A 14,519-nucleotide genomic window follows, 5' to 3' on the forward strand; every position below is an offset into this window, starting at 1 on the left:
GTGGTATTATGGTAATCAAGGTTTTAGGTTCAGGGTGTAAAAGTTGTATTACACTTAAGGAAAACACAGAAGAAGCTTTAAGAGAGTTGGGAATACAAGCAGAAATAATTAAAGTTGAAGATTTTAAAGATATAGTGGCTTATGGAGTAATGTCGACTCCAGCTCTTGTAGTTGATGAGAAAGTAGTTTCATATGGAAAGGTTTTAAAAACAAAAGAAATAGTTAAGCTTTTAAAAAACAAATAGATTAAAATATCATTAAAAGCCACGTAAAACTTATGATAAGTTTTACATGGCTTTTAATTTATAACACAGTTCATAAATTTTCATTTAGTAAGTCATACTAATCTAGGGCGGAATATATTGACAACATATAGATAATGATCTATATTTATACATAGATATACATCTATATAAATTATTATATAGCTCAAACAAAACATGGGTGAAGAGGTGGAAATATGAAAATAATAATTATTGGTGCTGTAGCAGCAGGAACATCTGCAGCTGCAAAGGCTAGAAGAAATAATGATAGTGCTAAGATAGTAATATATGAAAAGGATGGAGACATATCTTATTCAGGTTGTGGTCTTCCTTACTATATTGGAGGAGAAATAGAAGATATTGAACAGCTTACACCAAGGGATGCTCAGTTTTTTAAGAAAAAGTACAATATAGATATATTTACAAGACATGAAGTATTAAAAATAGATACAAAATCTAAAAAGGTAATTGTTAAAAACTTAAGTACAGATGAAATATTTGAAGATAATTATGATAAATTAGTTATTGCAACGGGGGCTAGCCCATTTATACCTGATATAAAAGGAGTAGATAAAGAGCATGTATTTTTCCTAAGAAATGTAAAACATGCACAAAATATAAAAAACTTCATAGACTCAAAGCATCCAAAACATGCAGTAATCGCAGGAACAGGATTTATAGGTTTTGAAATGTTAGAAAATCTCATCTTAAGAAACATTGATGTAACTATAATAGAAAAACAAGAAAAAATAACTCCAAATCTTGATGAAGATATGGCACTTTTCTTAGAAAATATGCTCTTAAAAAAGAACATAAAAATTATTAAAGGTAGCTTTATATCTCAAATACAAGATGATAAAGTTGTTTTAGATAATGGAAAAGAAATAAAAAGTGATATGGTAATTATGGCAACAGGGGTTAGACCTAATGTAAAACTTGCCAAAGAAGCAGGTGTAGAGCTTGGAGTTACTGGAGCTATAAAAGTTAACAGTAAAATGCAAACCAATATAGCTGATGTATACGCTTGTGGAGATTGTATAGAAACATTTTCTTTAATTACTAGCAAGCCTGTTTATAGACCTTTAGGTTCAACTGCTAATAAAACAGGTAGAATTGCAGGAGATGTCTTAACTGGAGGAAACTTAGAGTATAGAGGTAATTTAGGTACAGGAATATTTAAATTATTTGATATAGCTGTATCTAATACAGGGTTAACAGAAAAAGAAGCAGCTGAATTAGGATACGATGTTGTTGTGTGTCATAATATAAAGCCAGATAAACCTACTTATTTCAATGGCAAGGAAATGATTATAAAAGCAGTAGCAGACAAAAATACAAAGAAAATTTTAGGGGTTCAAATAATAGGTTTCGATGGAGTAGATAAGAGAACAGATGTATTTGCAACTTTAATAACTTATGGTGCGAAAGTTGACGAGCTTTTCCACTTGGATCTTGCATATGCTCCACCATTTTCTACTACTAAAGATCCCGTTCATTATACAGGAATGATATTAGAAAATTCTATAAGTAATGATAGGCCAATTATTACATCAAATGAAGTAAAAAGTTTAGTAAGTAAAGGTGAAAAAATACAGATAGTTGATGCTAGGGTATCAAAACAGTACGAAGAATCTCATGTAGACAATGCTATAAATATACCTCATGCTAATCTTAGAGATAACTTAGATTCTTTAGATAAGGACACAGTTACTGTAACTTATTGTAATAAAGGTGTAACAGGAAATGCAGCTCAAAATATATTAATAAATCATGGATTCAAGAAAGTATATAATCTATCGGGTGGACATAAGTTTTATAAAGCTACTAAAAAGTAGAGGTGAATTAACCTCTACTTTCATTTTTATTATAATTTTACAATATTATTAAAAATGTCTATAATATTAACAAATGTGTTATAAAAAAGATATTCATTGATGATAAATAGGAGGATGCTATGAATGAAGTTATAATATATACAGATGGGGCGTGTCTAGGAAATCCAGATGGACCTGGAGGATATGGTGCTGTTTTAGTTTGTAAAATAGGAGATAAAGAGTATAAAAAAGAAATATCTGGTGGATTTGATAAAACAACAAATAATAGAATGGAGCTTATGGCGGCGATAGTAGCTTTAGAAGCTCTAAAAAAGCCTTGCAATGTAATACTATATTCGGATTCAAAATATATTGTCGATGCTATAAATCTTGGATGGGTAAAAAAATGGAAAGAAAATTCGTGGTATAAAGATGCAAAGAAGAAGGAGAAAGCTAAGAATGTAGATCTTTGGAAAAGATTATTAAATGTAATTAGTAAACATAATGTCAAATTTGAATGGGTAAAAGGCCATGCTGGGAATTGGGGAAATGAGACATGCGATAGATTAGCAAAAGAGGCAGCACTTGGCGACAATTTACCTTTAGATGTAAGGCATGATACCTAGATGACAATATATTTATCATCTAGGTTCTTTTCGCTATAAGTGTAAACTTATATTCATCACTTTTGAAATAAAGTTCTGTATATTCAAATATTGTATTGTCTTCTAGTGTAGAGAACAGCTTGACTTTAAGGATTGGAATGTATTCTTTAAGATTAAATAGTTCCTTTAGTTTGTCATTACATGTTATAGGAATTATTTCTTGAAAACTTTCCTTTATTTTCAGTTTTTTTTCTTTCTCAACATATTCATATTTAGATGAAAGCATAACTTCGTATGAAAGATCAGAAAAGATATTTACTGGAAGATATGTATTTTCTAAAACTACAGGCACATTATCTATGAACCTTAACCTGCTTACGAAGAAAGTTTTTTCATTTTCTTTTAGTTTAAGAATTTTTCTAATGTTTTCGTCTGGTTTTATCATTTTAAATTCTAAAATTTTATTTACGGGAGTTTTATTGAACTTTCTCATTTCTTCTGTAAAACCTTGAAGATTGTATATGTTGTGCTCTATCTTAGATTCTTTAACATATGTTCCACTTCCTTGGATTTTATACAAAAGCCCTTCACTTACTAGTGTATCTATTGCTTGTCTTATTGTCACTCTACTTACGTTATACATTTGAGAAAGTTTAATTTCAGAAGGAATAGCCTCTCCTGAACTGAGATTTTCTTTGATTATTTCTTGTTTTATCTTGTTTGCAATTTGCTTATAAAGTGGAGATGAATTTTTCATATTAGTTTTCCTCCTATTATTTTGCTACAAAATAAGGATAATCTAATTATTTACTTTTTTCAACTACGAATATATTATTGAGAATTTATATTGACATATACAATTGAGTGTTATAAAATATTTAACATATTAATGCACAATTTAATAGTGCCTCATCTCAAGAAGGGGTGAGGTAGAGGTGCGGGTATTATGAGTAGTTTAAAGGAGATTGCAAGTCGATGAGTTTAAATGAAAGGAAGACCGCCGAAGTATATAGTTCTTGCAAAACTATATGCTGGGTCTACATCGAATAGGTGTAGAACTGTCATTTAAGCTTACCCGGAGCTTAAATGGAGAGCTATCTTACTTTAGGGGAAAGAGAGGGGTGCCTTTATGCTGATGACAGGATAATAGCATCTAAGGACAACCTTAGATGTTTTTTATTACTCATTTTATTTTACGGAATATTCAAAATTTTATAACAGGAGGCAGAAAAATATGGATAATACAAAAAGAGTAAGTTTAACTATGGCAATAATTCCTATACTTAGTTTAATAATATTTTTATCAGTAGCTGTATTTAAATACGATGCATCTCCTCATATTCCATTAATTGCAGCATCTGTAGTTGCATCTTTGATTGCTATAAAGATAGGATATAAATGGAGTGAGATAGAAGAAGGAATACTTAAAAGTTTAAACATGGGTATGCAAGCAATGCTAATACTTATGATTATAGGAACTATAATAGGGACATGGATACTAAGTGGAGTAGTTCCAACGATGATATTTTATGGACTTAATATGTTATCGCCATCTATATTTTTAGTTGCAACAACTATTATTTGTTCTATAGTATCTTTAGCAACTGGTTCTTCTTGGACTACAGCAGGAACAGTTGGTATAGCACTTTTAGGAGTAGGACAAGGTCTTAATATACCACCTTATATAGTAGCAGGAGCTATTATTTCAGGAGCTTATTTTGGAGATAAAATGTCCCCGTTATCAGATACTACAAACCTTGCTCCAGCAATGTCAGGTGCTTCTTTATTTGATCACATAAGACATATGGCATATACTACTATACCAGCATATATAATTGCTTTGATTTTATATGGTATTATAGGACTTAGATATTCAGGAGGAAATGTTGATCCGCAGTCGATAAATATTATATTAGACACTTTAAAATCTAGCTTTAATATAAATCCTATACTTTTACTTCCACCAGCTCTTGTTATTATGCTTGTAATATTTAAAGTCCCTGCTATACCTGGTCTTGTAGGGGGAGCAGTTATAGGTGGAGTATTTGCAGCATTATTTCAAGGAGCGAGTTTAAGTGAGATAATAGAGGTTGCTCACTATGGGTTTGTATCTGAGACAGGAGTTGAACTTGTGGATAGTCTTCTAAGTCGTGGAGGACTTGACAGTATGATGTGGACTGTATCTTTAATAATAACAGCACTTAGTTTTGGTGGAATACTAGAAAGTACAGGTATGTTACAAGTTATTGCTCAGAGCGTACTAAAATTTGCATCTACAACAGGATCACTTATCTTAGTTACAATACTATCAGCAATATTTACGAATTTAGTTACAGGAGATCAATACTTAGCAATAGTTGTTCCAGGGAGAATGTACAAGGAAAGTTACGAAAAGAAAAAATTACATCCTAAAAATCTATCAAGAACTTTAGAGGATGCAGGAACACTAACATCTTCGTTAATTCCTTGGAATACATGTGGAGCTTATATGTGGACTACATTAGGAGTGCATCCATTTGCATATCTTCCTTATGCATTTTTAAATATATTAAATCCTTTAATAGCAATAATTTATGGATATACAGGATTTACGATAGAATATATAGATGAAAATGTTCAAGCTCAAGAGGTCTAAAATAATCAGGAAAATTCCCTGATTATTTTTTTATCTTTTTTACACGAACATTCATAAGATAGTTAAAGGAGGTGATTTGGTGAGTTTTGAAGTGATAGTAAAATATCATTCGGATTTAACAAGATTAGAAGATGAACTAGAAGTTGAAGTTGAGATATTAAATGAAAAATTTGCTATATTAACTTTGTTAGATGAATCTATTATAGATAGATTACTAGAGTATGAACAAATAGAGTATATAGAAAGGCCTTTTATATTAGGGCCTAGTTTAACTAGTTTTCAAGCAAGTGGAATAGACCTTTTCAAAGTAAGAACTGATCTTTCGGGAGAAGGGGTACTTATAGGAATTATAGATTCTGGAGTTGATTTTAGGCACCCTCTATTTATAAACCAAGATGGAACTAGCAAAATAATAAGAATATGGGATCAAACAAGAGAAGGAAACCCTCCGGAAGGATTCAAAGGAGGATATGAATACACTAAGGAAGATATAGATAATGCTTTAAAAGGAGAAGAGATACCTTTTTTTGATAATATAGGTCACGGAACTCATGTAGCAGGAATAGCTTCTACAATAGCCCCTAATGCTCAGATTGTAGTTGTAAAAGTGGGAGTTAGAGGGCTTGAGTCATTTGGACGAAGTACTGAATTTATGAGGGCTATAAAGTACTTAATAGATGTATCAACAGAGCTTAATAAACCATTAGTTATAAATATAAGTTATGGGAGTAATGAAGGGCCAAAGGATGGAAGTACGTTATTTGAGCAATATATAGATGACATGTCTTTAAGAGGAAGAACTCTTGTAGTAGTAGCTTCTGGGAATGAAGGAGATAAATCTAAACATAGGCACTTAAGACTTTTAAATAATATGGTAAGGCCTGTAGAATTTTCAGTTGGATCAGGAGAAGATGAAATAACCGTAGAAATATGGAAAAAATTTTCAGATGATTTTAGTATATCTATAATAAATCCATCAGGAGTGAGAACACAAAAAATAGATAGAAATTCAGGAGTTGTAGATATTAATTTAGGGAATACAAATGTAACTGCATTTTTTTCTAGTGCTACTCCATATTCATTAAATGAAAGAGCGGTAGTGATTTTAAGAGGTGATAATTTTATACAACCAGGAATATGGAGTATAGAATTTGAATCTCAAAATATAGTAGAAGGAGATGTAAATATATACCTTCCAATATCAGAAAGATTAAGTCCTGATACAAAATTTTTAGATCCTACTGTAATAAGAACTATTACAACACCTGCAACTTCTTCTAGAGCATTATCTGTTGGAAGTTATAATCACAGTATAAATGCTATTTCTTCTTTTTCAGGAAGAGGAGATAGAAGATTAAAAGTTATAAAGCCAGATATTGTTGCGCCTGGAGAAAATATAGTATCAAGTTTGCCTTTTGGTGGATTTGGAGCATTATCTGGAACTAGTATGGCTGCTCCTCATGTTACTGGAAGTGCAGCACTTTTGATGCAGTGGGGTATTGTAGATGGAAATGACCCTTTTTTATATGGGCAAAGGCTAAAGGCTATGTTATTAAGAGAAGCAAGAAGAGATATAGGTTTTATAAATTATCCTGATGAAGCTTGGGGGTATGGTAAATTGGATCTGAGTAGAATTAATACAAGGACTTTAAATGAAACTTATAGAAAAGAAAATACACAAGAGTTTATAATTATGTATGAAGGAGACATAATATCAGCGTTAAATGAAAAAGGAATAGATAAAGTACAAATAATAGATAGAAAATATGCAATAGTATATTTAGATGGATTAGATGTATCTATACTAAATACAATACCTGAAGTAACTTATTACAAAAGGCCATTTAGAATGGTTCCTTTAATAGATACGAGTGTAGATAAAGTAGGAGGAACTTTTTTTCATAATCATCCTTATATACCATTAACGGGTAGAGGGATTTTGGTCGCTATAATAGATTCAGGAATAGATTATACTCATCCAGATTTTATATATGAAGATGGAACTTCAAAAATAGTTAGTATATGGGATCAAACACTTGAGGGAAACCCACTAGATGGATTTATATTCGGAAAAGAGTTTACGAATGAGCAAATAAATGAAGCGCTTTTTACAAATGAGCGTTTAGATCATAGAGATGATACTTGGCATGGAACAATGCTTGCTGGAATAATAGGGGGAAGAGGAGGACTGAATAGCAATTATGTAGGAGTTGCTCCAGATAGTGAATTCATAGTTGTAAAATTAAGAGATCAAGGTGGATACTATAAGTCATCAGATCTTATGTTAGGGATAAAATATGCATACGAAGTAGCTAGAAGAATGAGAATGCCTTTAGTTTTTAATATTTCTTTAGGAACTAATGAGGGAAGTCATGATGGAATGAGTATACTTGAAAATTATATATATGAAATAAGTAGAGACAGAGGTATGATATTTGTTGCAGCAGCAGGTAATGAAGCAGACAAAATGACAAAACTATCAGGAATTTTCAATAATACAGGAGAAATTCAGGATGTTGAGATAATAGTAGGACCTAATCAAAGGCAATTAGATGTTATGATATGGGCAAGAAAGCCAGATAAGGTTTCTGTTTCGATGGTTTCTCCTACTGGAGAATTTGTAGAGAAAATTCCAGCTAAGCTAGGAGAAGAAGAATTTGTAAGATTTATATTAGAAGATACATCAGCTTTAGTTAGATATAGGTATCCAGAAGAATTAACTGGAGATACACTTATAGAAATACATTTTGATGATATAAAGCCTGGAAATTGGATAGTAAGGCTTCATGGGGATAATATAGTCGATGGTAGGTATAATGTTTATTTGCCTAATAAATCATTACTTAGCGAGCAAACTAGGCTTTTAAGAGCAGATCCATTAGGAACTATTGTAACGCCAGCAACTGCAGAAAGTGTTATAACTGTTGGAGCATATAACCATATAGATAATAGCTTATATAGAGCATCATCAAGAGGGCCTACAAGAGATGATAAGATAAAGCCAGACTTAGTTGCGCCAGGTGTAAATATAACTTCTACAATACCAGGAGGATATGGGACTTTTACAGGAACAAGTGTTGCAGCTGCACATGTAGCAGGAGCAGTGGCTTTACTTTTAGAGTGGGGAATATTAAATAATAATGATCCTACAATGTATATTCAAAAGGTAAAGACTTACTTGACTAGAGGAACGGAAAGAAGAGCTGGAGAAGAATATCCTAATGTATCTTGGGGATATGGAACATTAAATCTAAGAAGAGCTTTTGAGCAGATAAGGGGAATTGAAGCTTGGATTTATCCAATTGAACTAAGAAAAGGAGAAGATGTTTAAATCTTCTCCTTTTTAATTAAGTTCTGCTATTTTTGTTACAGCTACATAAATATCAGAAATTCTATACCATGTAGCAAAATCAACTGTTCCAGTTACAGGAAGTCTAAATACCCTTTGGAATACCCTAACAGCTTCCGCAGTTTCCTGCCCATATATTCCATCTACTCTAACAGTAGGTATTGCAGGGAAATTTCTAGCTATTCTATTTAAAAATGTTTGTACGGTTCTCACAGGATTTCCGCTAGAGCCTATTGAAAGTGTATATCCTGGGAAAGATTGAGGAACTCCAGATACAACTTGAGCATTGCTAAATTCAAGATTAGTTCCATAAAAATATTTTAGTATCTGATCAAAAGGCATTCCTTGATCTCCTAAGAATTTACTTCCCCATTGAGTTAGCCATCCAGGGCACTGAACTTGACTTCCATCACAGTATTGAGCAAGAAGAGGTTGCCTAGCTGAAGGTCTTCTAATATATAAATTGAATATATCATCAACTACTCTACTAATACTTTCGTATATATTTCTTCTATGAACATATTTTTGGTCAAATGCAGTTGAAGATGTTATAGTAAAATTTTTCCCTTTTCCTCTATACCATTCTGTAAATACTCTGTTTAAAGTAAATGAAATTATACAGCATATATTAGCATAAAGTGTAGGAAGCGGCCATGTGGAATATATTTCAGAAGAAGCTACATTTTTTATATAGTCTCTATATCTTACCCAGTAATTAGGAGCTGAAGGATCATCAGGGTGTCCGTCGTGAACAATTATAAATTCTGGCACTTGAGGATAATCTAAAACTACAAATCCTGTTGGAGGTGGAATAGGCTTTGATTCTTCTTCTGGAATTTTGGGTGGATAATCTCCGTATAAAGTATTAGGTGGTATATTTATAATATCGGGTTCTTGCCTTAAAGCTCTAGTACCTTCTCGCTGGGATAGGGTAACTTGTTGAATAGCAGTAGATTCAGGAAGTATTTGAACTCCATTTACTATTACTTCTCTATATCCTTCGGAGATTATTTCAACTACATATTCACTGTATGGTTTAACATCAGATGGTTGTTGAGAGTATTTAAAATCAGGAGCAGGAAGAGTTATTTCCATTGTTTGCCCTGAGATATCAGTAGGTAGATTTTGAGCAACGGTTTCTTGAGAAGGAGTGTCTTTTGTATATACATTTATTCTAGCACCTTGTATAGGGGCTTGAGTTCTTGAGTCTAAAACCTCAACTACTAACTTTCCGCGATCTGGCATTATATCACTCCTTTTTAATGTTAAATAAATCATTTAATAAATACCAAGTACAAGTAAGTTTAGTATCTAGCATCCAATACCCAATTCCTTTTATATTATATTCTTTTAATAGCTTTAGTTTATTGTATTGACTTAAGGCATCTTCAAAGTGAACTTCGTGAACGATGTTATTATCATCCTTATATCTAAAATAAGAACTTTTAGAATAGTTGTTCCAAAATATTCTACATTGATTATCTATAGCTAATTTATAAGCTTGTTTTGTACTGATTATTTTACAAGTACTATCTTCAGATAGAGAAAAGTCACATCCATACATAGGAAAACCTACAAAAATATTTTCTATAGGAATTTTTGATATAGAATATCGAATAATATCTTCTGTTAATGGAACTGGAGATACAGCCTTTAAGCTATTATTTTCGAATTTCCATCCGTAAGCCATTAAAAATATAATATCTACATAATTTCCTAAAACTTCATAATCTATAAACTCTGACCAAGAGTTTTCGGATGTATCACTACATTTAGGGGGTACTATGCATCCTAAGATTTTGTTTCTGATTTTAAGTCTAGTTGATAATTTTTTTATAAAATCACTATAAATATCTTTATCTTCTTTACAAAGACCGTGAAAATCTAAAAAAACACCTTTAAACCCATTGATTACACAAAAATTAAGTATATTGCCGATTAACTTATCAGGATTATTAGATAAAACATTTCTTAGTGCTTCGGTATTAAAATTGCTTTCATCAAAGTTTGTTATAACAGGAAGTGGTTTTATATAGTTTTTTTTAAGAAAAGTTAAAAACCTACCGTCGATATTGTATATTAGGTTTGCAGAATCTGTTATTTTAATATCAAATATAGGAATATAAGTTATCAAGGGGGATAATTTTTTTATATATTTGAAATGTCTTGAATAGTCATTTGAGTGTCTGAAAAAACAGATTGTTCTCATTTTATTTTTCTTTTGATAATTTTCAGATAAAGTAGGTGAATTATCTTTATTTGACGAATAATAAGGAATTAATAGATTAATTCCAGTAACTAACTTATCAGTATAAGGAAGGTCATTTATCTTTATTAATTTTTCTAAAGGTATATTATAAAGATCACAGATACTTTGGGGAGTATCTTCGTTTTTGACAGTATATATTTCCATTTTATCCCTCCTATATCAAGCTATTATATAATATGAAAAACAGGATATTTTGTTAAATATTTTGGGAACATATATATAAATGATTTAGGAGGATTAAGATATGGATAATACACTTTTTGTTATAGCTATTGCACCTTCGATAGCCTTAGGACTTAGTATTTATCTAATAGATAGGTATGATAAAGAGCCGTTAAGCCTTCTTTTAAAAGTATTTTTTCTTGGAGCTTTATCAGTAGTTCCTACTGTATATGTACAAAAGTTTATAATGAGATTTAATATTTTTACAGGAGTTTTATGGGCGTTTTACACATCTTTTTTAGTGGCAGGTCTTGTAGAGGAGTATTTAAAACGTCTTGTAGTTTTGAAAACTGCTTACAAAAGTGTGCATTTTAATGAAAAACTAGATGGTATAGTGTATTGTACATTTTCAGCACTTGGATTTGCAACGATAGAAAATATAATGTATGTTGTGTTTAGATACTCAGCAAATCCATATGTAGGTTTTTATAGAGGTATTTTATCTGTTCCTGCTCATATGTTGTTTGGAATAACTATGGGGTATTACCTGTCTTTAGCAAAATACTGTACATGTGACTATAGAAAGTGTAAAGAGTATATGCTAAAATCTTTACTAGTTCCTATTGTTTTACATGGAATATTCAATTTTATATTAATGTCTAGAATAACATTTCTTATGATTTTATTTATACCTTATGTGATATATCTATGGATTACAAACCTAAAAAAATTAAATATATATACAAAAGATTCTAGAGATAGATTTAACAGAATACAAAGAGGAGAATGAAAATATAATAAAATATCTATAAAAAAGATTTTATTATATGGAGTGATTTTTATGGGTCATATAGATAAAAAAAATGAGTTTGTTATATTAAAATTTTTAGAAAGATATGATTATGATGGAGTAGCAGATATTTTAAGAGAACTGGGGATAGATAAAACTGATGTATATACACTTTTAAATTCATGTGAATATGCTATAAATTTTGATTTTAAAACAGCTGTTAAGAGAATAGATTCACTAAATCCTAATATAAAAAATACAAAAGAAATAAAAAGACTTAGAAATAATCTTATAGATTTATTAAATGGAGAACCAGAAGCTATATTTTCAGAGTTTATAGAAAATATAAAAATAAAGCTTATAAATGAAGAGTATATAGATTTTTTAGGGAGGATATATAGGTTAAAAGAAGCCCTCTTTAAATATATGTTTGTAAGTAATGAATCTAGTAAAAATAGAGTTTCTATGATAGGATATATGGTGTCAAAGAAAAATATATTAAGTATTCTTAGGAAAAAATATAAAATTTATACAAATAATTTGACCTATGGGATCACTCAATATATAAATAAATATATGAATAAGGACAAAAGGATTCAAAGTGTTCTTAATATACTAAATAGTGATAAAATGGAAAAGCTTATAAAACTAAGACATGATAGTCCTGTTGGTCATGGATTTAAAGGAGTAAGCAGAGTAGATATAGAGGAAATATATGTAGATGGATATGAAGTTATAAAAGATTTCTTAAAAGTTTGTGAATATTTAGATCTTAAAACTAAGATAAATAAGTATGATGATATAAATAAGATAATTGTAGACCTTATAAGTAAATATAAAGTCAAGGAAGGGTATGAATATTATGAGTAATTTTAAAAAAGAGATTATAGAATGGATAAAGACTATAGTTATTTCTTTTATATTAGCTATGATTATTACTACTTTTATAAGACCTACTTTAGTAAAAGGATATTCAATGTATCCTACGCTTGAAGAAAATGATTACCTTTTGATAAATAGAATGGCCTATAGATCAGATGAGCCTCAAAGAGGTGATATAGTAGTTTTTAAATCACACATTCCAGGTGATGATGGAAAAGAAAAAGATTTGGTAAAAAGAGTTATAGGTATATCTGGTGATAAGATAGAAATAGTAAATGGAATAGTATATGTAAACAATGAAGAATTGATAGAAGATTATATAAATGGAGATTATACAGAAGGTTATGTAAATGTGGTAGTACCAGATGGATATGTATTTGTTTTAGGTGATAATAGGCCAAATAGTATGGATAGTAGGCATGATAGCGTAGGTTTTGTGAGTATGGATGAAGTTGTTGGAAAAGTTTTTATTAGATTATATCCTTTCAACAAAATTCAACTGATAAAGTAGGTGAAAGTTTTGAGGATTGGAATCCCCTCAATGCCGGTTGAGTTGTGTGAAAAAATATATATATGTAAAGAAATGAATTTTAATCATATAGAGATTGGTATAGATAGCAAGGAAGATTTTAATTTAGTATACGAAAACTTACATAAAATAAAAGAACAAAACATAAGTATAGGGATTCATCTACCACTTGAGATAAACACTTGCGAAAATATACAAGATATACAAAATTCTTGGATAAGTTTTATAATGGATCTACATGAATGGAAAAAAGTATTAGATGTTAAATATTATAATATGCACTTAGGATACGGATTTAAAAACAAAGTATTAAATAATAAAAAAAAATACTTAAATAATTCTATAATATTTTTTAAAAGACTACTTAACTTGATAGATAATACTGATATTTATATAGAAAATGTATATTCAAAATTAGGTGAAATAATTAGTATTGGAAATTGTTATGAAGATTTTAAATATCTATTTGAAAATATAAACGATGATAGATTTAGATTTTGTTATGATACAGGTCATGATCTAATAAATCCTTCAGATTATTTGTTATTAAGTAATTATACAAAACTTATTCATGTAAGTGACAACAATGGGAAAGAAGATTTACATTTAGGTTTAGGAAAAGGAATATTTCCTTTAGAAAAACTAAGCAAACTATTTAGTTTAGAAAGTTTAGAATACATAATTTTAGAGATGGATAAAAAATATTTTGAATCTACCAAAAAAATTATAAATAAAACCCTCCTGAAAAAGAAAAACTAATAAGGATTAAGCTTATAAAGGAGGTTTTAAATTTGAAGGTTAAAGATGTAATGACTACAGATGTTTCATACTTAAGCTCAAGTTCGTCTATATTTGAAGCTGCTAATATCATGAGGCAGTTAAATGTAGGAGCAGTACCTATATGTGATGAAGCAAATAGTCCAGTTGGAGTTGTAACAGATAGAGATATAGTGTTAAGAAGTGTAGCAAATAACGTTCACAAAAATGAAAATGTTGGAAGCATAATGAGCAGCAATATTGTTACAGTATCTCCTGATACTGATGTTCACGAAGCTGCAAGACTTATGGCAAAACATCAAATAAGAAGACTTCCTGTTGTTGAAAATGGAAAATTAGTAGGAATAGTTTCTTTAGGAGATTTGGCTGTTGAAAAAATTCACGTAGATGAAGCAGGTAATGCTTTAAGTGATATTTCAAAAGAGTAATTTAAAGGGGGCATGC

13 protein-coding genes and 1 riboswitch are annotated in these 14,519 nt (G+C 30.2%); of the genes, 10 read left to right on the plus strand and 3 right to left on the minus strand.

All coding sequences use genetic code 11. The annotated features are described in order from the left end of the window. Window positions 1-8 precede the first annotated feature (8 nt). The 3 genes from JWYL7_RS01945 to rnhA all read left to right on the plus strand — a co-directional run bounded on the left by JWYL7_RS01945 (window position 9) and on the right by rnhA (window position 2,703). Window positions 9-245, plus strand: a complete 237-nt coding sequence (locus JWYL7_RS01945; RefSeq protein ID WP_066068144.1) for a thioredoxin family protein — start codon at window positions 9-11, stop codon at window positions 243-245. A gap of 215 nt (window positions 246-460) precedes the next feature. Then, window positions 461-2,098, plus strand: coding sequence for an FAD-dependent oxidoreductase (locus tag JWYL7_RS01950; protein ID WP_066068147.1), 1,638 nt, complete (start codon window positions 461-463; stop codon window positions 2,096-2,098). A gap of 119 nt (window positions 2,099-2,217) precedes the next feature. Continuing rightward, window positions 2,218-2,703 carry a ribonuclease HI gene (gene rnhA / locus JWYL7_RS01955; RefSeq protein ID WP_066068149.1) on the plus strand — a complete coding sequence of 162 codons (486 nt, stop codon included), beginning with the start codon at window positions 2,218-2,220 and terminating at the stop codon, window positions 2,701-2,703. A gap of 19 nt (window positions 2,704-2,722) precedes the next feature. Here rnhA and JWYL7_RS01960 read toward each other — a convergent pair whose 3' ends face one another. Further along, complete coding sequence (locus JWYL7_RS01960) at window positions 2,723-3,439, minus strand: GntR family transcriptional regulator (protein ID WP_066068151.1); 717 nt, start codon at window positions 3,437-3,439, stop codon at window positions 2,723-2,725. Between the two features lie 165 nt (window positions 3,440-3,604). Then, window positions 3,605-3,787, plus strand: a riboswitch (Lysine riboswitch). A 129-nt stretch (window positions 3,788-3,916) separates the two neighbouring features. On the opposite strand from JWYL7_RS01960, the gene nhaC reads away from it, so the two are divergent. Beyond that, entirely contained in the window at window positions 3,917-5,317 is a 1,401-nt protein-coding gene (nhaC, locus tag JWYL7_RS01965; RefSeq protein ID WP_066068154.1) for a Na+/H+ antiporter NhaC, read from the plus strand. A 79-nt stretch (window positions 5,318-5,396) separates the two neighbouring features. Further along, on the plus strand, window positions 5,397-8,648 hold the full coding sequence (locus JWYL7_RS10755; RefSeq protein ID WP_066068158.1) for a S8 family serine peptidase: 3,252 nt from the start codon (window positions 5,397-5,399) through the stop codon (window positions 8,646-8,648). A 12-nt stretch (window positions 8,649-8,660) separates the two neighbouring features. On the opposite strand, the gene JWYL7_RS01975 is transcribed toward JWYL7_RS10755, so the two are convergent. Together JWYL7_RS01975 and JWYL7_RS01980 are read right to left on the minus strand one after the other, a co-directional pair. Beyond that, window positions 8,661-9,911, minus strand: coding sequence for a peptidoglycan-binding domain-containing protein (locus JWYL7_RS01975; RefSeq protein ID WP_066068161.1), 1,251 nt, complete (start codon window positions 9,909-9,911; stop codon window positions 8,661-8,663). A gap of 4 nt (window positions 9,912-9,915) precedes the next feature. Next, window positions 9,916-11,079, minus strand: a complete 1,164-nt coding sequence (locus JWYL7_RS01980) for a glycosyl hydrolase family 18 protein (protein WP_066068165.1) — start codon at window positions 11,077-11,079, stop codon at window positions 9,916-9,918. A 100-nt stretch (window positions 11,080-11,179) separates the two neighbouring features. On the opposite strand from JWYL7_RS01980, the gene JWYL7_RS01985 reads away from it, so the two are divergent. The 5 genes from JWYL7_RS01985 to JWYL7_RS02005 all read left to right on the plus strand — a co-directional run bounded on the left by JWYL7_RS01985 (window position 11,180) and on the right by JWYL7_RS02005 (window position 14,503). Further along, on the plus strand, window positions 11,180-11,887 hold the full coding sequence (locus JWYL7_RS01985; RefSeq protein ID WP_066068168.1) for a PrsW family intramembrane metalloprotease: 708 nt from the start codon (window positions 11,180-11,182) through the stop codon (window positions 11,885-11,887). Between the two features lie 51 nt (window positions 11,888-11,938). After that, on the plus strand, window positions 11,939-12,757 hold the full coding sequence (locus JWYL7_RS01990) for a hypothetical protein (protein WP_066068171.1): 819 nt from the start codon (window positions 11,939-11,941) through the stop codon (window positions 12,755-12,757). After that, the gene (lepB, locus tag JWYL7_RS01995; RefSeq protein ID WP_331721876.1) at window positions 12,750-13,280 is read left to right on the plus strand and encodes a signal peptidase I; all 531 of its coding nucleotides are present in this window, start codon (window positions 12,750-12,752) and stop codon (window positions 13,278-13,280) included. The genes JWYL7_RS01990 and lepB overlap by 8 nt, the downstream gene beginning before the upstream one ends. A 72-nt stretch (window positions 13,281-13,352) precedes the next feature. Continuing rightward, on the plus strand, window positions 13,353-14,057 hold the full coding sequence (locus JWYL7_RS02000; RefSeq protein WP_161937472.1) for a TIM barrel protein: 705 nt from the start codon (window positions 13,353-13,355) through the stop codon (window positions 14,055-14,057). 32 nt (window positions 14,058-14,089) lie between these two features. Further along, window positions 14,090-14,503: a CBS domain-containing protein gene (locus tag JWYL7_RS02005; RefSeq protein WP_066068180.1), complete on the plus strand. Its 414-nt coding sequence runs from the start codon at window positions 14,090-14,092 to the stop codon at window positions 14,501-14,503. Window positions 14,504-14,519: the final 16 nt, after the last annotated feature.

This window comes from Alkalithermobacter thermoalcaliphilus JW-YL-7 = DSM 7308 (assembly GCA_001584565.1).
Lineage (GTDB): Bacteria > Bacillota > Clostridia > Peptostreptococcales > Peptostreptococcaceae > Alkalithermobacter > Alkalithermobacter thermoalcaliphilus.